Raw genomic sequence first — 19,809 nt, forward strand, 5'->3', positions numbered from 1 at the left:
TTGGGCTTTTTTTATCGTCTAACTTCGTTCAACTAAACCGTCGTTACTTGGCGTAGCGATTTGCCAGATAGTCGAACACGGCGCGAATGCCGAAGGCTTCGCCGCCGATAGGGCGACCTGGTAGCTTGCGGGTATTCCAGGCCATGACGTCGAAGTGGGTCCAGCTGATCTCCTCATCGACGAAAGCTTCCAGATAGAGGGCCGCCGTGATGGCGCCGCCAAAAGGCACCTTGCCACAGTTGGCTAAGTCGGCGATATCGCTGCCGGTCAGGTCAAAGTAAGGCTTGTGCAGTGGCATGCGCCACACGGGATCTTCAACCGTCAGGCCTGAGGCCGTGATGCCGGCGGCAACTTCGTCGTCGTTGCTGAAGAAGCCTGGCAGCTCAGTGCCCAGGGCGATGCGCATGGCGCCTGTCAGGGTAGCGAAATCTATCAGCAGCTCAGGCTTGTCGCTGTTGGCTTCGGCCAGGGCATCACACAGGACCAGACGGCCTTCGGCGTCCGTGTTGTCTATCTCAACCGTGAGGCCCTTGCGGGTGGTGATCACATCACCCGGGCGGAAGGCATTGGCCGAGACGGCGTTTTCCACCGCTGGCACCAATACGCGCAGGCGTACCGGCAGCTCGGCGGCCATGATCTGATGGGCTAAGCCGATAACATGAGCGGCGCCGCCCATATCTTTCTTCATCAGGCGCATGCCGGCGCCAGGCTTAAGATCCAGTCCGCCCGAGTCGAAACAGACCCCTTTACCCACTAGGGTGACCTTAGGCGCGTCTTCATCGCCCCAGGTGAGATCGATCAGGCGCGGCGCATTATGGCTGGCGCGTCCAACCATGTGGATAGTAGGGTAGTTGTGGGTCAGCAGGTCGTCACCGACGATCTGAGTGACCTTGGCGCCAAACTCGCTCGCCAGTGACTCCATGGTCTCGCCCAGGTGCTGAGGCATCATGTCGGCGGCAGGGGTGTTGACCAGATCGCGGACGATAGAGACAGAGCGCGCTATCTTGAGTGTCTGCTCAACCAGCTCGGCATCGCGGAGCACCAGCTGAGGGTAGACCTTGTCATTGGCCTTATAACGGTCGAACTTGTAGGCACCTAAGACCCAGCTAAAGGCCGCCAGCTTACAGGTCTGGGCATCGGCTTCCAGCAGGTATTGGCCAGCCGGTAGTTCGTTAACCAGATCGCCACACACCCAGTGGGAGTCTTTGTCGTCGCTCACATAGAGCACCTGGCTGAGGTTGCCGTCAGTGCCTGGGATCAGGCTGAGGCCCTTGCCCTTGTATTGGGTGCTGCCTAGCCAGTTTTGAACCGGTTTATCCTGGCCGTTTAGCCAATCGTTATAGTCATTTGCCGCGAGTAGCGTCAGTGGGATCCCTTCGGAACCAGAGAGGAGTAGTTGAGTCATTGGGCATCATCTTGTTGAGGTCAAAATTCAACTTAGATTAGCATGTCAGCCCCTCGGGGTGAAAGCGGCGCATCATTCATTGCTGGCTTTTTCGACAGCGTCCAGGGCGCGCTTATTGGCCCGGGCTTCACGGCTCAGCTGGGCCTTGCGTTCGGAGAGATTATTGAAGGAGCTGGGCAGCACCTCGACGCCGACCAACTTACCCAGTTTCACCACCACAGGAATGGTGATAGGGGCAAAGGGCAGCACGGCAAACACCCCAAGGCCCAGGCCTTTGATCAGATCCGCCAGCTGCTGGTTGGCCAGCCGTAGCTCTTCCTTGCTGGCCTGCTTGCGGGTGTAACGACCATAGGCGACCAGCATATCCTTAGTCTCCAGTTTCTCCTGGGCCAGGGCATCTTTGAGCACCAACATGTCACGTTTTAAACGTAGACCGAAGCGGCGACGACTGATGCGCAGCACCCTGAAGGGGGCCTTATGTAATTTACGATAAATTTTCATGGCGCGATTGTCTCATAAGCCCAGCGCAAGACCTATCTTTTCCTGATACTCTTTTTGCCTTAGATGAGGCTGGGTGCAAGACGTTGCAGCAGGGTCTGGCTGCGAAGGGCGGCGCCCTTATCCTGGCTCACCATGGCCGAAACGATGGCACCTTCTTTCATCAGGCAGATAAGGTCTAACAGGGCTTCGTTTGGCTGGGAAAGGCGCTTGCCAATCAGCTCTCGAACCGCCTGTTTATGAAACTTGGCGAAGCGCGATACCTGACAGCGGCAGTCGCCACATTCGATGGCGGAGTTGATAAACAGGCAGCCGTGAAACTGACTCAGCTCGGGTACCCGGTCGTTAAACCAGTCATCCAGCGCGCTGAAGAGGGCCTCGATCACGCCGAGATCGTCCTGAGCTGGCGTAAGGCGCTCCTCCAGCCAGTGGATGAAGATCTGGTGACGGGTTTCGAGCACCGCCACTATCAGGGCTTCCTTGCTGCTGAAGTGATGATACAGGGTCTTCTTGGCTACCCCGGATACCTTAAGCACCTCGTTGATCCCCACAAGATTGATGCCCCGCTCGGTAAAGAGGGAGAGGGCGGTATCGATTAGCAACTGTCTCTTATCTGTCATCTTAGCCTCGCTTTTTTTATATCTTGACATTGGTAGACCAAGTTGTCTACTCTTGTGGGTAGACAGACTTGTCTACACAAGGCTTGCCAACATCAGGCTTGTTTATATAAGGGAGTTAAGAGATCAAGATGAATAAACTGGCATTTGCGTTAATCTCCGGCCTGGGGGCCGCCTTGGCCATCGGCCTGTTGTCCTTTGCGGAAACCCTGCAGTCGGACATAGTGCTGCTCATGGTGCCTTTCGGCGCTACCGCGGTATTGGTGTTTGGGGTGCCGGACAGCCCCCTGGCCCAGCCGAAGAACGTGATCTTCGGTCATCTGCTGACCTGCGCGATCGGCCTCTATTTCGTTCACTATGTCGGGGTGAGCCCGCTGACCCTGGCGATCGCGACCGGGCTCGCGGTCAGCGGCATGCTGCTGACCAAGACGACCCATCCACCGGCGGGCGCCACGCCGCTGTTGGTGATGTTAACCGGGCAGGATTGGAGTTTTCTGGTTTCCCCCGTGTTGTCCGGCGCCCTGATCATAGTGCTTGTGGGTAAACTGATCGCCCTGATGCACAAACGACTGGAGCGGCAGCAGCGCGCGGCGCTGGATTAGATCATCCTCTAAAAGCCTGTACTTATGGCTAGGGCAAGATACAACTTTTGTGCGTAATTTCAGTAGGCTAGATTGGTATAGGCTATACTTTTGATTTGGTCATGGGTGGGTGATTTGGCTTAGACCTCTGTAGCTAGACTTAAGCTAGACTTGGTTTGAGTCGCCCCTTACCCGTGGGCTCGTCAGCGCAGGCCGCTCGGCAAAAGGATGAAGAGTGAATGCACCACCCATTTAAGCCGTTCAAAATCTATAGTCTGGCCATCTTATATGTTGTCTTTCTGGTGGGGGCCTTCTCTATCCTGATGGCCAGCATCGACCAGTCTCAGCGCGACTGGAAACGCCACACCTATGAGGCGCTGGAGAAGACCGCATATTTCAACGACGCCATGGTAGCCCTGGGTTACGGCGGCTTTATCCACGACTTTAAGAATGCGGTGATCCGCCAGGATTTGAGCTATCTGAGGCGGGCGGAAACCGAGATAGAGCTGGGGTTAGACTCGCTGCAGAAATACCTGCAACGGGCGCCCGAGCATACCGCCGAGGTGCGGGCGATCCAGTCTGTGGTCAGCCAATATCGCCATAACCTGCCTAAACTCAGGCAGATGTTGGAGGAGAAGCAGTCGGTGGCGGATATCGACCGGGTGGTTCGCGTCGACGATACCCCGGCTATCGAGGCGATAGAGGCCATACTCTCAAGCCATGCCCAAAGCCCCAGCAGTCTGTTCGAGCAGGCAAGCAGCGCCCATCAGCGGGTGAATCATATGCTGCTGGTGATCCTCTGCGCCCTGGTGCTGGTCAGCATCTTAGTGTTTAGCTTTATCCGTTATGTGAATAAACGCCTGGCGATCAAGCTCAAGGATCTCGAGGTGATCTTCCGCTGCGCCCCCAACGCCATCTTCTCGGTGAACGAACATGGCACCATCATCTCTGCCAATCGTGAGACCATGCGCCTGTTTGGCTTCTCCGAGCGGGCGCTCAACAAGATCAATGTCGACGACCTGGTGCCCAGCGCCACCAAGGAGAAGCACAAGAAGCTGCGCCTCGAGTTTCAAAAATCAGACCGGGTGCAGCCCATGTCCCAGCGCAACACCATCTTCTACGGCAAGAAGCTTAACGGCGACGTGTTTCCCGCCAGCATCTCTATCGCTACCTATGGGGTGGGGGATGAGAAGCACAGCATCGTGGTGATCAAAGATCTCAGCGATGAGATGCAGTACAAGTCCCAGGCCAATACCGATCCCCTGACTAAGGTCGCCAACCGCCGCGCCATCAATCGCCAGCTGGCGGCGGCCATCAGCCGCAGCAATCGTCAGCAGACCCCGCTTGCGGTGTGTATCTTCGATATCGATCACTTTAAGGCGGTCAACGATAAACATGGCCATCTGGTGGGGGATGACGTGTTGCAGCGGGTGGCTAAGATCTTCAGCGACGCCATACGTAAGACAGACTTCGTTGGCCGCTGGGGAGGCGAGGAGTTTGTGATCATCCTGGAAGACACAGACAAAGAGGGCGCCAAGCATTTTGCCGACAAGCTGAGGCAAGAGGTGAAGCGCCGCAGTCAGGGGATAGATTTCCCCGTGGCCATAACCTTAAGCGCCGGTGTATCAGTCTATTGTCAGGACGACAAGCAAGATTGTTTGTTTAACCACGCCGATCAGGCCCTCTACCGCGCCAAGGAGAGCGGCCGCGACTGCGTGGTAGTGATTTAACGCGGCTAATCTAAATCTCTGTCATAAAAAGTGATGTAAAAGCTTATCCTGCGCGCATCGCCAGCAGGGCAGGAACATCCAACGGCTGCTGATAGCGGTTAAAGCGCTTTTCCTTGCTCTCTATGGTGTAGATAGACATGCGATCGGCTAGCTCGTTGCCCTCGATCCCTACGTGGGCCGCCACATGGCTGAGCTTGAGCTTATCCTTCAGGCTATCGTACAGCTCATGGGCCTCCTGGATCACGCTTAAGTTCGCTATCTCCCCCGTCTTACGGCGCCAGCCATTAGCTTTCCAGCCATAGGCCCACAGGGAGATACACTTGATGGCATATTGGGAGTCGCTGTGAATATGCACGCTAAGCCCCTGCTCAAGGTATTGCCTGGTCATCAAGAGCGCCTGATGCAGGGCATTTAACTCGGCGGTATTGTTGGTGCCATTGGGGTTGTAGAGTCCATACCAGAGCTCGGCCAACTCGCCTTTTTTATAGAGCGCCAGGCCAGAACCCGCCTCACCTGGATTGGGCTCGCAGCCGCCATCGGTGTAGATATCGATATCGCTGTCTGGCTGCTCGCTAGCGGCGGGCTTGTTTGGCTTGGATGCCGCCGGCTTAGCCTTACTGCTAGCGATTTTGCCTGTTTTGCCAGCGCCAAAGGCGGCCTCGGCTTCGGCCTGGGTCTTAAACGATTTATAGCGCGCGCCGGCAAAGCCATCGACCAGTGCCTTGGTCTGGGGCCAATTGGTAAAGATGCCGGTCTCGCGTCCTGCCCACACCACATAATATTTGCTTGCCATCTGTCTCTCCCTCTTGTTTTTTGCGCTTGGGTCAGTCGTCTTGCTTGCAGCTTTGCAGCAGCTTGACGAAGAAGGCCCCGCCCTTACGCTCGGCAAAGGCGATGTTGCGGTCGGGGATCGACTCGGGATCCTCATAGTCGGCTAGAGCGCGCTCCATGCTTGCCTCACGTATGATGTGCAAGGTGGGATAAGGGGCGCGGTTGGTGTAGTTGGCGGCGCTGTCTTGTGGCTCGCCATCGAAGCAGTAGTCGGGGTGGAAGCTGGCCAGTTGAAACACCCCTTCGAAGCCCTGATCGATCAGCAATGCGTTGGCGATATCCACCAGATCCAGATAGTGATAAAAGCCTTCGAAGCCTCGCGGCAGGATAAACAGGGTAGTCTCGGTTTGCGGATGCTCCTCGAGGTAGTGGCACTCGTCGATCAGCGCGTTTAATACGGCTTCCAACTGATGTTGCTCCACCACCTTGTAGCGTATGCTGTTGCGCTCCACTTCCCGGCGGGCGAAGGGGCAGATGTTGTACTTCATGATCACCTTCTCGACCCAATTCTGGGTGGCTAAGGCGACGCCTCTTTCTTCGGCGTTGTGATTGCGCTCAGTCGCTGCCACGGCTGCTCCCTATGATGCGGTTTTTGTTTGGGTTATTGAGGAGCGATCATAGGGATGATAGAGGCCACAAGCAAGAGCGCCATGGCGATGTTAAAGGCTTTTTGCTGACCCTGATGCTTAAGTAGCCGCTTGAGCGCCACGCCGAAGCCGAGCCACACCAGGGCGCAAGGCAGGGCGACGCTGAAGAAGACGCTGGCAATGGTGAGCACCTGAGGCGTCAGCGGCTTGTCCATCACGGTAAAGGTGGCGATAGCGCCGACGGCCATGATCCAGCCCTTAGGGTTGACCCACTGAAAGGCTGCGGCCTGCAGGAAGGAGAGGGGCTTTGCCGTCTGTTTGCCCTCCATGCGGCTGCTGCTATTGGCGATCAACCAGGCCAGGTAGAGCAGGTAAGCGATGCCGACATACTTGATGATAAGGTGCAGCAGGGGATAGGCCTGAAACACGGCGCTTAGCCCAAGTCCAATCGCCAGTACCATGCAGGGAAAACCGATACAGATCCCCGCCAGATGGGGCAGGCTCAGGCGGATGCCAAAGTTTACCCCAGAGGTCATCAACATGATGTTGTTGGGCCCTGGGGTGATCCCCGAGGAAAAGGCAAATAGGGCGATGGCGAAAACCAGTTCCATTAACGGCGTGTCTCTAAGGTGTTTAGTCGAGGCGCTATGATCTCAAGGCTTGTCTCTGCTGACCAGCAAATTTTTTCATTTCCGAAACTTCGCTATAACTTACTGTAAAAATTAATTTTGTCAGATTATCTCTGTGGGAATTTGTACATTCCTAATGTAAATCTTCTGCCGAACACTTGCAATAATATATTGTATAAAATATAACAGTGTTGCCATAAATTGTTAACTCTGGGTTAACAAGGATGTGCTAAACGCTCGATATAACGCCTCAGAGAAGGCGAACCGGGCTAATTCAACCTGAGTAATGAGCGGCCTTTAATGGTCGTTCGGTCTGGAGACCACCCAATATGACAACCAATATGACAAATAAAACATTAGGCGGCGCTCGCCGCTTTACCCCAACCGTGCTGGCCTTGGCCTGCTCGCTACTGGCGACTCCGCTCGTGCTGCATGCCCAAGATGTTCAGCCACAAGGCATGCCGGCAAAGGATGTAAAAGGCCCTCTTTCGATAAAAGCCGCGCCGTCGACAAAAGCCGCACCGCCAACCCAACTGGCGCCTGCCCAGAAGATGAAGCCGTCTGCCGACAAGGCCGCTGCGAGTTCTCGATTCGACAAGTCTGCGCGCAAGCCCATAGGGGCACGTGATGCGGAGCAGGGCGAAGGCGTGAGGCCTGAGAAGCGTGATAGCAAATTGGAGAAGGGGAGCAAGGGGCAATCGGCGCTGCCGGGCATGAAGGGCAATCAAGGCGCGACCGGGCCAGCGGCCGAGGTGGATGCCTGTAACGGTTACAGCCAGTTCGACAGCCTGAGTGGCCAGGCGCTGTACGATTTTGTTCGCCAGGCTGAGTTTTCCTGTATCTCCGAGCTCTATTCTCGCAACGATGCCACCGCGGTCAAGGTGTATCAGGCCGATAACGTGGTGGCTGTGGCGAATCTGGCCAAGGCAACGGCTGCAAGTTACGATAGCAGCAACGGCGGCGAGCTGTTTAACCTGTTCTACTTCCTGCGCGGCGCCTTCTACATAGAGTATTACAACGATGATCTCAGCTATGGTGACAGCCGCGCCAGCGATGCCATGCGTGAGCTGCTACTGGAATATGCCAAGAACCCGGCCTTTAACAGCCTGAGCGACATGCAGGGCAACACACTGCAGGAATATTTCATCGCCTGGGACAGCTCCTACAACTACTATGATTCGGTGGCCGTGATAACCGATTATCTGAATCAGTTTAGCGAGCAGCATCTGGCGTCCTGGTACCACAGAAGCGCGCTGACCAAGGCGCTGACCACCCTGTATCGCGGCAACTGGGATGAAAAATATACCAAGGCGTCGATGGAGTATGATGCCCTGCGCGCCGCCTTGCTTAAAGTGGCGACCTCTGACTACATCATCAACTCGCAGTATGCCTTCGAGTCCTCGGATGCCTTTCACGAGTTTGGCCGTTTCTACGAGTATCAGGCCTACTGGAAACTACCAGATAGCCTGAAAACGGCCCTCAACAGCGGCGTGCAGCAATATATGGCCAAGTTTAGCCGTCTCTCTAAGCAGTGGGTGGATGCGGCCGGTTATCTGGATTACTACAACCCTGGCCAGTGCGACAGCTTCGGCATCTGCGGCTGGGAGGATGAGGTGGAAGCCAGCGTGCTTGCTATTCACTACAGCTGCTCGGACACCATCAAGATCCGCGCTCAGCAGCTGACGGATCAGGAGTTGCAGGCCTCTTGCGATCTCATGGGTGAGGAAGAGGGGCTGTTCCATCAGATCCTGGCAACCGGTGGTGAGCCAGTGGCGGACGACTACAACGAAGACCTGCAGGTCAATATCTTCGACAGCTATGACGACTATGATGTCTACGCGGGTATCATCTTCGGCATCAACACTGACAACGGCGGCATGTATCTGGAAGGCACGCCGTCGGATCCCGACAACCAGGCACGTTTTATCGCCCACGAGGCCACCTGGACCGACGACATCCTGGTGTGGAACCTGAGACACGAATATGTGCACTACTTAGATGGTCGCTTCAATCTTTATGGCGCCTTTAACTACTTCGATATTGATACTGGTAAGTCAGTGTGGTGGGCCGAGGGCCTCGCCGAATATATTTCCCATCAGAATCGTTACGATGAGGCGGTCGATATCGGCCGCAGCCAGGAATTTAGCCTGAGCGAGATCTTGTCTAACACCTATGACAGTGGTACCGACAGGGTCTATCGCTGGGGCTACCTGGCGGTGCGCTTCCTGTTCGAGCAGCACAGAAGCGATGTGGATGCTCTGTTAGTTCACGCCCGCGCTGGTGATACCTCGGCCTGGCTCAGCTATATCGACAACACTATCGGCACAAACTATGACGCAGAGTGGAACAGCTGGCTGCTGACGGTGAGTAGTAACGATACGCCGCTCGACGGTGGCATAGTGACCCCGGTCGACAGCGATGGCGACGGGGTGATCGACAGCGAAGATGCCTTCCCGAACGATCCGACCGAGTGGGCGGACGAGAATGGTAACGGTATCGGCGATAACGCCGATGCGACTAATGGTGGCGGGCAGACGGGGAACTGCGGCGCGGCAACGATCAGCGACGGCAATATAACCCAGGAGCAGGCCGAGTGTGTGGCCGGCACAGGGGTGAACTACTACTACACCTATGTCGAGCAGGATAATACTCAGCTCTATATCACCACCACGGGCGGTGAGGGCGATCTGGATATCTACTTTAACCAGCAGACCTGGGCGAGCCCGAGCGACTATGAGGTGAAGTCACAAAATAGCGGTAACGAGGAGTCAATCAGTGTGGTCGCCAACCGCGGTTGGGTCTATCTCTCGACGGTAGCTGTGACGCCATTTGAGGGCGTGAGTCTCAAGATCAGCCAGAGCGCCGGCACCACGCCGGATAACGGTTCGCCTCAGGTAGCGGATGCCTGCCTAAGCCAAAGCCCTTATAGCTATGGCGGGGTGGAGTTTGGTCAGGCGGTGTGTGTAGCCGACGGCCATTCCAGCTACTACTTCTATGTGCCGGCCAATACGGCGGCTATCGAGATCAACACCGCCCATGGTAGCGGCGATCTGAATCTCTACGCCAACGCAACGACCTGGGCGAGCCCGACGGCTTATCAGTTTAAGTCGGAAAACGTCGGTAACGGTGAGCAGATCCGCGTCGTTTCACCCGCCGAAGGCTGGTTTTACGTCAGCGCCGATGGTGCGCCTTCAAGCAGTGGCGCCAGTTTAGTGGTTACCCTGGAGAGCAACTAGGCACTTAGTATTTAACTAAGTTGCACTAAGTTAAGTTGTTCTTAGTTTCTCTAAGCTAAAAACGTCGGTATCTTGCCGGCGTTTTTTTATCTGCCTCATTCACCTCTTATTCGCTCATCTTCTTTTATCTTCTTTCATCTTCTCTTATGGCTGCTGGCCTTGGTCAATGTTTTTGGTCATTGATTTTGGTCATTGGTTTTGGCTGTCGTCGTATCACCTAGAAAGATGATTGTTAACGTTTTGTCAGCCTAGGTTCATGATCTTTCGCTTATACTTTGTCCAATCCGATACTTGGTCCAATCCGACTATCCCTGTGAAGGATGATTCCTAATAAGGACGAGGAGCCGAAATGAAATCTAGCTTGTTAAAACTGAGCCTGAACTTGGGCCTGAACTTGGGGCTAAAAATGGGCTTAGGCCTGTTGCTGATAACCGGCGTCACCGCCTGTAGCGTGACTCAAGAGGAGCCTCTACAACTGTCGATGGCGCCCGAGGATCGTCTGACCCTGGTGGCCAGCGGGGATTTGAGCTTCATCCAGGGGCAAGCTAGCCAAGATGTACAGGCATTTGCCTTGCATCCAGATTTCGAGCTACTCAATGTGGGGGAAGAGGTGAAGCCGGAACAGCTAAAATCCCGCATGCGGGGCGCCATCACAGGCGTGATGCAGGCCAAGGGCTATCGACAGGTGCCTGCATTGGATTCGCCAGATCTCTTGATCGGCTATGGCGTGGCCCTCGGCGATACCATGAGCGATGGTGAGATCCTGCAGAAAGTCGGGCTAGTGCCGGGTGTCTCGGCCCAAGGGGTGGACATGCGCCGCTTCGAGAAAGGCTCTGTGTTGCTTCTGGTGTTCGACCCTAGATTGATGGAGCCTAGCTGGCGGGTGTTAGCCCAGGGATTTACCCCGTTAAATCAAGACAGCACCCTGGCGGCGCAGCAGGCCGACGAGAGGCTTGCTCGGGTGATCAATAAGATGCTCAGCGAGTTGCCGCAGACCCCTTAATCAGTCTTAGCCAGAATCTTGTTAGCCAGAAGTTCGTAAGGCGGTGTTCGCGCACCCTTATAGGCATCTGATTGGCCGAAGCCGATAGGATTTACTAAGGTTTGTTAGGGTTAATGGGGTTTAGTAGGAAGGATTAAGCTTTACTAGAAGATAAGCTTTACTAGAAGATTAAGCTTTACTAGACGTTAGTTGGATTATTATCGACCTGCGTGTTCACTCAATTAAGTGCAGTCAATGTGAGCGCACCAAGCAGCGGTGAAGTTGGTCCCAGGCCTCATAGTAGGTCATTTATCAGATAAGGAGTATCGCCATGTTGTCATCTTTTAAACATCATCTGTCACGGGTTTTCGGCAGTAAGCCTTTGCCCCTGGTTGGCTCGTTCTTGATGGGCTTGTTCTTGATGGGCTTAGTGCTGATAACGCCGCTGACGGCCAACCGGGCGCTGGCGTCCGAGTGGCGAGAGCTGGCCCAGAAGACGGTCGATTATAAGGCCGAGGTGGATAAGGTGAAGCTGGGGCGCAAGGAGCAGAACCTAGCCAGTATTAAACTCAGGTGCGATCAGGGCACGGTTAACCTAAAACAGATCGAGCTCATCATGAGCGATGGTGAGTCGAAGAAGGTGGATAATCTCGGTGTCTTGACCAAGGGGTTGTCGAGCCGCGCCGTCACAGTGCCTAAGAGCGAGGGGCATCTTGAACGTATCGAGCTGGCTTATGACAGTGTTGGCAGTCAGGCGCTGGGGTTAGCCGGGGTTGCCAAGAAGGGCAAGATCACTGTGCTAGGCAAGGAAAAATCGAGTGAAAAAGAGCAAGCGAGTGACAAAGACTAGTGTTGTGAGAAAGCTAAGCTGCTAGCGCGTAAGAAAATACAGGCATTAGCGTACGCTCTCATATGTTCACTAACGCATTCTTGCTAACACACGCTTGCTAACACATTCTTACTAACTCTCTAACTCTCTAACTCTCTAACTCTCTAACTCTCTAACTCTCTAACTCTCTAACTCTCTAACTCTCTAACTCTCTAACGCACGAGTCGGAAAAAGCGCCGCCGGGTAACTGAGCGGCGCTCTTGTATCGGTTAGAAACGTCTCTTCACGCCAAGGTTGATGGTGGTGCCAAGGCCCTTGGTGTTGTAGCCCGCATAGGTAAAGGCCTGTGAACGCGCCGAGTAGTAATCTTCATTCAACAGGTTCTCTACCCCTAGGCTGAACTGCCAGTTATCCAATTGATAGCTGCTGCTGAGGTTCACCAGGTTGTAGTGACTCACCGGCCCCTGGGCGCCTACATACTGGCCATCGACCGTCTCGAAGCGCTTACGATCGCCCACATACAAGTAGTTGATGGCGATGTTGGCATCGTCGATCGGCTGCCAGTTGATAGAGGCGGTAAACTTAGGCGCCGAGATCACCTGGCCATCCAGGTAGATATCCTTCTCCGTGTCCTTACCCTCGACCCAGCTGTAGCTCATGTCTGTGGCCAGATTGTCCAGCCATTGGTAGGCCAGCTGCGCCTCATAGCCCCAGATCTTCTGCGGTGCGCGCACCGGCATGTAGACCCCAGTCGCGGCATCATAAGCGTTGCTGGTGCCCAGCTCTGAGGTGCTGCGATACGCCGCCAGCTCATAGCTTAGCTTGTCGTAATGGCCCGAGAAGCCCACCTCATAGTTGTCGACGATCGACGCCTCTGTCTGGATCAGCGAGATATCATTTACCGTGGCGGTGCGCAGCAGGCGGCCAAGATCTGAGATGTCCGCCCCCTGTGAGAAGCTGGCAAACGGGCTAAAGGCATCGACTAGCTGATAGCGCAGGCCCAGGTTATAGGTGGTGGAGGTGAAGTTAAGCTCGCCGCCCTTAACGTCGAACGGCACAGAGCAGGTGTCGGCGCTGCGGCACACCTTGAGGGTCTTGTAATCGTCTATGGCGATATCGACTCTGTCGTGGCGCACGCCAGCTTTGACAATCCAGTCATCATGAATGGTCAACTTGGTTTGTAGATAACCGGCCAGGTTGCTCATGTCCATCTCGGGCACCCAGATGCGACCATCGTTTAGCGGCTGCGAGCTGACATCGTTCAGGGCATCGATACCATAGATGAAGCTGGCCGACACATTGTCCCAGTCGGCGTAGCTGTTGAGGTTGACTCGCAGGCCACGTTTCTCTGAGCAGATCAGTGACTGGCCGCCATCATAGCCTTCGCTGGGGTTGGCCAGCGCGGCTGAGTAGAAGAACATGTTTTCGATCTTCTGGTAGTAGGCGTCCAAGGTGAGCTGGGTCTGGTTGAAGATCTCCTGATCTGTGTATTTCAGCATCAGGTTGTGGTTGCCTCGCGGCCCCTGAGGTACGCCCGGTTTAGGCTCGCTGCTCTTGATGGCGTAGGTTTTCTTGCCGCTGTTGACGCTGCCGGTAACATCCATGAGATCGGCGTTTTGCTGTGCCTCATAGTAGTTGTAGGTCAGCTGCACCTGCTTCTCGCTGTCAAACTCATAGGCCAGCTTAGTGAACAGGTTTTGCGACTTGGTTTCCGACAGGCCGTAAATTAAGCCAATGATATCGCCCTCGGCGTCATATTCGAGCCCAGTCTCCTCCTCGGCGGCGCTGACCACATAGCTGAACTTATCCAGGTTGCCGTCAACGCTGGCGTGGTAGCGGTAACCTGCGCTGTCTTCAAATTTGACCGCACTGAATTTACTCGAGGCGCCCAGCTCAACGCTGGCCTTGGCATCGCTGCTTGGGGTCTTGGTGATGTAGTTGATGATCCCGCCCGAGGCGCCGTTGCCATAGATGGAGGTTGCACCCTTGATCACCTCGATGCGCTCAATCGCGCTGGGATCGATAGAGCGAATGCCCAGGCTGCCGTTTCTCAGCGGGGTAGACTGAGGTACGCCGTCGATCATCACCAGCGCCTTACGGCCACGCAGTGTCTGACCGGCATTACTCGAGGTGCCTGTGCTGGGGGCCATGCCCGGCACGCGAAACGCCAGCATGTTCTGCAGTTCAGAGGTGATCAACATATCCTGCGCCAGGGTCTTGTTGTCGATCAGGGTCACCGAAGAGGGCACCTCCTCTATGCTTTCGGCGCTGCGGCTACCCGTGACAATAATGCGTTCTATGCTGGCATCGGCCGCAACGGCCGTTTGACTCATCAGCCCAAGGCAGAAGAGGCTGGTGTAGAGGGCCAAAGGTGATCTCTTTAAAGGAAGGTGAGCGGGCATCAAATTTTCCTAAGGTTAAGTACGAAAAAAGGTTGAATAATGATTTGATACGAATGATATAGATTATCATTTAAGTTTGCTCGGGATTTACATATGTTACATTTTTGTGTCGGCTAGGCTCGCGTTTGGAATCGGCTGTTGCTTCAGCTGAAGTGTTAGCTGTGGGAAAGGGGACGGCAGTGCTGTAAGTGACATTGCTTCAAGCGGAGTAGCGGTGCTTTAACCCCCTGAATTTGCATAAACAAACTGCATTACAGCTTATCGAAAAATTTACATTCGATTGGCGATGAAAATGCCTGCATACCCTCGCCTGCATAACTTAGATATGCAGGAGAGGGTATGCAGGCGCAGGCATCTCAGTCGCTCGATCTGAGATCATTCGGCCTCGAAGCTGACCTCGTAGGCGGTAAATTTACGCAGGTTGATCACTCCTGTGTCGAAGATCAGGTATTGTCCCTTGATCCCCAGTAGGGTGCCGCTTACAACCGGATCCTTATCGAAGTTGTGAGAGGCTATCTTGGTGGGGAACTCGCTCACCGGATAGTCGATGGCCACTATCTCTTCATTCAACCGCTCGATGGCGTATTCGCCATGGGCCATCGCCAGGCTGTGAATGTGCTGCTCAATCTGTGGCAGCAGCTCTTCGGCGTGTTGCTTGAGCGGCAAAGGCTCGGCATTACCCTTCAGCATGGCGCGCCAGTTGGTCTTGTCGGCGATCATCTTGGCCAGCTCCACCTCGATAAGACCAGACAGCTGACGACTGGAGACCTTAAGGATTGGCAGGCCTTGGGTCGCGCCCTGATCTATCCAGCGGGTCGGCAGCTGTGTATGGCGGGTGATCCCCACCTTGAGTCCCGATGTATTTGACAGATAGACATAGTGCGGCACAAAACAGTTGGCCTCGCCCCACTCGGGCTCGCGGCAGGTGCCCTCGGCAAAATGGCAGGTCTCGGGCTTCATGATGCACATATCGCAGCTCGCCAGCTTCTTCATGCAGACGAAGCAGTGGCCCTGGGAGTAGCTCTTCTTGGTCTTCTTGCCGCAATTACAGCAGAAAATATTACCGGTATGGACCAGTTTGATACTGCTACCGATAAAGGGGTTCAGTTCGATTTCATTGTCGCCCACTAGCAGCTGATAATTGGCCAGGCCCTGCTCATCGAGCCTGGTGCGCATCTTCTTCAAAGTTCCTTGCATGACACTCTCAATTGCGTTGGAGTCATTCGCCGCGGCGCCGACTCTTCGTTAATTTTTGATGAGTGTAACAGTTAAAGGGGGGAAGATAAAAAGGAGGGGCTTAACTGAATGCCCGTTAATCAAGGTTGTTGTCAGATGGAGTGACCGTGTGTGCAGATACGACTGTGACACGCTGAGCGTCTTCTGACCTAAATGGATGTTGGGGAGGCAATTGAAGGCCGTATCTTCATGGCAATCTATCGCCTGCCCGGCGGGGGGAGGCGCAAGCACTCTTTTGGCACGCCGAGGTTCCGTCCCTGGAGGCTTCACGGCGGCGTCCATGCCGCCGAGAGCCAAAAGCGTGCTTACACCGGTATCTAAATGTCTCTTCGATTTGACCGTATTTAACTCGAAACGGATCAAAAATCTAACTTGGTTTTGCCCCATTGCGCGTTTTTCTAGATGGCAAATTTAGCAAAATGCTGATAAGTTCATTGTATACAGATAGTTAACTGTGCGCGTTTTTACTGGTCCAATGAGGTAAACGCGCATGCGCACTAATAAGCTGTTAGCTTTTAGGGGGGGGATTTTGAATATAGGAAGTATTGCACAGGGTAATTTTTATATTTTTTGCACTCTTTTTGGCTTATCTCTGATAGTTTCTAGCTTGACCTATTACGCCTCACAAGAGTCAGCATATCAAGAGGCATATATTGCTGAAAAACGTAACTTCGCAAAGATAGAATATGTAGTCTCAAAATTAAAGCTTGAAGTCGCACCTTTGCTCAAAGCACAGAGTGGAAAACCCTTTGAAGAAAAGTTTAACCATTTTGCCAGCCGAACAGATGATTTACACAAAAAAATATCAGCTCATGCCGTTGAAGCTGAATATTTGAGTTTACTATATAAACAAAAGGAAAGAGCATTTTATTTATTGCTCATTGCTTTTTTTGTCGGAACATTAGTTACTATATTTGGTTGCTACAACTGGTATAGTAAAGTGCAAAAGCTTTCAGATAAGCTAAAACTACAGGAAATCAAAGCTAACAAAGCAATTCAGCCGACCGCGAATGCGGCGGCTGATTGAAGCGTTAGGTGTGCGAAGCATCATTGATTAAGGAGCTAAGATGAAAGTTTGGCGTTTGAATATAAAAACTGCCGCTAAAACAGGGGTGAATCCACGGAAGTTTTGCTTAGATAACAATATTCTTGGTGCTGGTTGGAGTATTAGCCTAACGGGTGAGGTGGATTGGGAAAATTATATCCGTGAAGCTAAAGTAAAATTTAAAGGTCGAGGTCGTAGCTTTTCAGCAGCTATCAATGCAATTAAGAATAGAATGAAAGTTGGTGATCTATGTTGGACTAGAGATCATGACGGTAATTATTACTTAGGTGTTGTTTTAGGTGAGTGGGAATATAAAAGTGACTCAGAGTATCAAGCAGCTAATGTTGTTAATATCCGATCTTGTAAGTGGTTCAAAGTAGGGGCTGTGGATGTTGTTCCCGGCAAAGTAGTGAATAGCTATATTTCAGGTAGCACCATTCAACAGGTGAAAGGTCATGAGATTCTTACTTATTGCCAATATCTGGCAAACTCTTTATTAAAAGAAGAGCGTTATAAAATTTCAAAATCCAGTGAAGATATATTGACGTTATTGTCTAGTGATGATTGTGAAGATTTAGTCGCTTTATACATGCAACAAAAGCATGGTTTTATGGTTATACCTAGTTCTTGTAAAAGTGATACTGCTGTATATGAGTATGTAATGAAGCACTCAAAAACAGGAAGAAAAGCTGTAGCTCAGGTTAAGCACGGTAATGTTAACCTAAACATCGATGACTATCGAGATATCGAGGCGGAGGTTTATTTGCTGACAACGCGAGGACATTATCTCGGAGAGCCCATGGCACACATCCATTGTTTGAAGCCTGATATGGTTCTTGAGTTTGCAAAGTCAAACTATCACTTGATGCCAGATAGAATCCAAAATTGGATAGATTTTGGTGAAAAAATGCACACCTAACAAAGCGTTTAAGGCAGATTCCCAACGCATGGCATTTTTTATTCCATCGTTGGGTTTTGTGGTTACGGTGGTCTGGTTAGGATTCGTGGTGGCGTTGCTCACTACTTAACGCGGCGTTAGCCCATAGAAATTTTTATCCGAAACTGACAGGTTAGCGTTAAGGCTTTAACTCGAAAATGTCCAAAAACAACATAGGTTGACGGGGGCTCACTAAGTTTTCATTCGATTCGGGTACGCTGACGAGGTGTTTAACGCTGACCTCTCTCATGTCATGTCGATTTTGATACTTAACGTCACTCATCTGCCTAGTTTGGTTGCGAGACTTGATTGTTGTCGATGCAGATAAAAAAGGCCGCGGCGGGCGCCGCGGCAATGACCTCATCCAGGGGCGTTTGCCCGGGACTTTCTTCTTACCTCAATCGATAGCCTTAGAAGCTATAACGTGCGCCAATGGCGTAACGGGCGTCGTTTTGCTGTGCTAGCAGCATCTGCTCCTCGTGCCATCTAGTTTGCAGACTGATGCGCTTTTTAATCGTGCTCTTTTGGCTAGTGCCTCTGTTGGCCCACTTTCCTTTTTAGCGTTTTGATTGTTCTGTTTTTTATGTTGAACGAAGCGTTGTAAATGTTTAGGCCGCTCGGCAGAATAACGGATTGCCTTTGGCGTAATGGAATGGGGGATGTGTGGCAAATTTGATGTTATTGGTGGCGGCAGCCATTTGGGGGCTGGGCTTTGTCGCGCAGCGCCTGGGGATGGATCATCTCGAGCCATTTGCCTTCAATGGCCTGCGCTTCGTCATTGGCGCGCTGAGTCTGCTGCCGCTCATCTGGGTGATGCAACGTCAGGGCAGGTTAAAAGGCGTCTCCGATAAAGATTTTTTACGCCGGGTCCTGATTGGCGCCCTCGCTTGTGGTGGCATCTTGTTTATCGCCGCCTCCTTCCAACAGGTGGGTTTGCTGCACACCACGGCAGCTAATGCGGGTTTTATTACCGGGCTCTATATCGTGCTGGTGCCTGTGCTCGGCCTGCTGCTGAAACACAGCACTGGCACCAATACCTGGGTTGGCTGCGCCGTGGCGTCGGTGGGACTCTATTTCTTGAGTGTGGGCGATGATTTCAGCATCTCTTATGGCGATGGCTTACAGCTGATTGGCGCCATCTTTTGGGCCATGCATATCCTGGCGGTGGATCATTTCACCAATAGAGTCGCGCCAGTAGTGCTGGCCTGTGGTCAGTTCCTAGTATGTGCCCTGGCAAGCTTTGGGGTGTCGCTGGTGCTTGAAACCACCACAGTGGCGGGCGTTCAAGCGGCCTGGGCGGCGCTGGCCTACTCTGGGCTGGTCTCGGTCGGCGTAGCCTATACCCTGCAGGTGCTGGCGCAAAAGCACGCCCATCCGGCCCATGCGGCTATCATCTTGAGTCTGGAGACGGTATTTGCCGCCATAGGTGGCATGATGTTTCTGGGGGAGAGTCTCTCAGGCCGGGCGCTGTTTGGCTGTGGCCTGATGCTGCTGGGCATGCTAATCAGCCAGTTGCCGCTGCGCTATCTGGTGAAATCCAGGCACGAAAAAGCGGCATGATTGCCGCTTTTTTCTTGAACTATTCTTATACGAATAAACGATTACATGCTGACTAATCGACGATATCCAGCACCACGTCGTCACCTATGGTGTAGAGGGCCTGGGTGAGGCGCTGCTCGGCGGCCTCATCTTTCACGCTCAGGCTAAAGTTGGCGCGAAACAGGGCAACGCCCGTGTGGCTGGCGGTCTCGTAATGAGTGGACAGACGCTCGATGTTGGCGCCTAGTTCATTGATCTTGTTCGAGATGTCATGTACCAGACCGGGTCTGTCGTAGGCCACCAGAGAGTAGCGACGTATGGTCTGCGGCGCCTGAGTCTTACGGGTCTTGGCGTAGGTGAGGGTGAGGCCTTCGATGCATTCCAGATTTTCCAGCAGGGTGTCCCAGTTGGCGGCGGGAACTTCCAGCAGCAAGATGGCGGCAAAGATGCCGTCGATGTGGCGCAGCTCAGAGTCGAGCCAGTTACCGCCGTGGCGGCTGACGCTGTGGGCTATCTGTTCGACCAATCCTGGTTTATCGGCGACTTGCAGGGTGACTAAATATCGTAACATTTCGCATAGGCTCCATCAGTTGGTTGAGTGCGGTATCGCCACGCACCCCGGACGGGGCGCGGTTGAATCAATTTCCGGCATTAACAATATGAAAAGCGGCTGAAAAAGTTTAACAAGCTCCTATAATGATGACATTTTCTGGCTGTAACATTAG

General features: G+C 53.3%; 17 protein-coding genes. 8 read left to right on the plus strand and 9 right to left on the minus strand.

What is annotated here, in order from left to right:
• Positions 1-43: 43 nt before the first annotated feature.
• The 3 genes from K0I31_RS08690 to K0I31_RS08700 form a co-directional block, all read right to left on the minus strand.
• Positions 44-1,405 carry a leucyl aminopeptidase family protein gene (locus K0I31_RS08690; RefSeq protein ID WP_220080554.1) on the minus strand — a complete coding sequence of 454 codons (1,362 nt, stop codon included), beginning with the start codon at positions 1,403-1,405 and terminating at the stop codon, positions 44-46.
• 72 nt (positions 1,406-1,477) lie between these two features.
• The gene (locus K0I31_RS08695; RefSeq protein ID WP_220080555.1) at positions 1,478-1,906 is read right to left on the minus strand and encodes an LETM1 domain-containing protein; all 429 of its coding nucleotides are present in this window, start codon (positions 1,904-1,906) and stop codon (positions 1,478-1,480) included.
• 59 nt (positions 1,907-1,965) lie between these two features.
• Entirely contained in the window at positions 1,966-2,523 is a 558-nt protein-coding gene (locus K0I31_RS08700; protein ID WP_220080556.1) for a TetR/AcrR family transcriptional regulator, read from the minus strand.
• Positions 2,524-2,651: 128 nt separating this feature from the next.
• Here K0I31_RS08700 and K0I31_RS08705 point away from each other — a divergent pair, with 128 nt between their 5' ends.
• Both K0I31_RS08705 and K0I31_RS08710 read left to right on the plus strand, forming a co-directional pair.
• Positions 2,652-3,122 (plus strand): HPP family protein, encoded by a 471-nt coding sequence (locus K0I31_RS08705; RefSeq protein WP_011865479.1) that lies wholly within the window; start codon positions 2,652-2,654, stop codon positions 3,120-3,122.
• A gap of 218 nt (positions 3,123-3,340) precedes the next feature.
• Positions 3,341-4,831: a sensor domain-containing diguanylate cyclase gene (locus tag K0I31_RS08710; protein ID WP_220080557.1), complete on the plus strand. Its 1,491-nt coding sequence runs from the start codon at positions 3,341-3,343 to the stop codon at positions 4,829-4,831.
• A gap of 43 nt (positions 4,832-4,874) precedes the next feature.
• On the opposite strand, the gene K0I31_RS08715 is transcribed toward K0I31_RS08710, so the two are convergent.
• Genes K0I31_RS08715 through K0I31_RS08725 form a run of 3 tightly spaced genes read right to left on the minus strand, consistent with a single transcriptional unit; the run spans position 4,875 to position 6,860 of the window.
• Positions 4,875-5,624 (minus strand): ribonuclease H family protein, encoded by a 750-nt coding sequence (locus tag K0I31_RS08715; RefSeq protein WP_220080558.1) that lies wholly within the window; start codon positions 5,622-5,624, stop codon positions 4,875-4,877.
• A 31-nt stretch (positions 5,625-5,655) separates the two neighbouring features.
• On the minus strand, positions 5,656-6,231 hold the full coding sequence (locus K0I31_RS08720) for a DUF1415 domain-containing protein (RefSeq protein WP_220080559.1): 576 nt from the start codon (positions 6,229-6,231) through the stop codon (positions 5,656-5,658).
• A gap of 32 nt (positions 6,232-6,263) precedes the next feature.
• The gene (locus tag K0I31_RS08725; RefSeq protein ID WP_220058409.1) at positions 6,264-6,860 is read right to left on the minus strand and encodes a LysE family translocator; all 597 of its coding nucleotides are present in this window, start codon (positions 6,858-6,860) and stop codon (positions 6,264-6,266) included.
• Positions 6,861-7,219: 359 nt separating this feature from the next.
• Between K0I31_RS08725 and K0I31_RS08730 the strand changes: the two genes are divergently transcribed.
• The 3 genes from K0I31_RS08730 to K0I31_RS08740 all read left to right on the plus strand — a co-directional run bounded on the left by K0I31_RS08730 (position 7,220) and on the right by K0I31_RS08740 (position 11,946).
• Positions 7,220-10,114 (plus strand): M9 family metallopeptidase, encoded by a 2,895-nt coding sequence (locus tag K0I31_RS08730; protein WP_258406613.1) that lies wholly within the window; start codon positions 7,220-7,222, stop codon positions 10,112-10,114.
• A gap of 349 nt (positions 10,115-10,463) precedes the next feature.
• Positions 10,464-11,117: a DUF4136 domain-containing protein gene (locus K0I31_RS08735; protein WP_220080561.1), complete on the plus strand. Its 654-nt coding sequence runs from the start codon at positions 10,464-10,466 to the stop codon at positions 11,115-11,117.
• A 310-nt stretch (positions 11,118-11,427) separates the two neighbouring features.
• Positions 11,428-11,946 carry a DUF2541 family protein gene (locus K0I31_RS08740; protein ID WP_220080562.1) on the plus strand — a complete coding sequence of 173 codons (519 nt, stop codon included), beginning with the start codon at positions 11,428-11,430 and terminating at the stop codon, positions 11,944-11,946.
• 248 nt (positions 11,947-12,194) lie between these two features.
• Here K0I31_RS08740 and K0I31_RS08745 read toward each other — a convergent pair whose 3' ends face one another.
• Both K0I31_RS08745 and K0I31_RS08750 read right to left on the minus strand, forming a co-directional pair.
• Positions 12,195-14,327 (minus strand): TonB-dependent receptor, encoded by a 2,133-nt coding sequence (locus K0I31_RS08745; RefSeq protein ID WP_220080563.1) that lies wholly within the window; start codon positions 14,325-14,327, stop codon positions 12,195-12,197.
• A 375-nt stretch (positions 14,328-14,702) separates the two neighbouring features.
• Positions 14,703-15,524 carry a DUF2797 domain-containing protein gene (locus tag K0I31_RS08750; RefSeq protein ID WP_220080564.1) on the minus strand — a complete coding sequence of 274 codons (822 nt, stop codon included), beginning with the start codon at positions 15,522-15,524 and terminating at the stop codon, positions 14,703-14,705.
• 529 nt (positions 15,525-16,053) lie between these two features.
• On the opposite strand from K0I31_RS08750, the gene K0I31_RS08755 reads away from it, so the two are divergent.
• From K0I31_RS08755 to K0I31_RS08765, 3 genes are all read left to right on the plus strand, one after another.
• Complete coding sequence (locus K0I31_RS08755; protein WP_220080565.1) at positions 16,054-16,590, plus strand: hypothetical protein; 537 nt, start codon at positions 16,054-16,056, stop codon at positions 16,588-16,590.
• Between the two features lie 40 nt (positions 16,591-16,630).
• On the plus strand, positions 16,631-17,527 hold the full coding sequence (locus K0I31_RS08760; protein ID WP_220080566.1) for a DUF8426 domain-containing protein: 897 nt from the start codon (positions 16,631-16,633) through the stop codon (positions 17,525-17,527).
• A gap of 693 nt (positions 17,528-18,220) precedes the next feature.
• On the plus strand, positions 18,221-19,105 hold the full coding sequence (locus tag K0I31_RS08765; RefSeq protein WP_220080808.1) for a DMT family transporter: 885 nt from the start codon (positions 18,221-18,223) through the stop codon (positions 19,103-19,105).
• Between the two features lie 52 nt (positions 19,106-19,157).
• Here K0I31_RS08765 and K0I31_RS08770 read toward each other — a convergent pair whose 3' ends face one another.
• Entirely contained in the window at positions 19,158-19,655 is a 498-nt protein-coding gene (locus K0I31_RS08770) for a glycine cleavage system transcriptional repressor (protein ID WP_011865496.1), read from the minus strand.
• Positions 19,656-19,809 lie beyond the last annotated feature (154 nt).

The organism is Shewanella spartinae, assembly GCF_019457555.1.
In the GTDB taxonomy this organism is placed as follows: domain Bacteria; phylum Pseudomonadota; class Gammaproteobacteria; order Enterobacterales; family Shewanellaceae; genus Shewanella; species Shewanella loihica.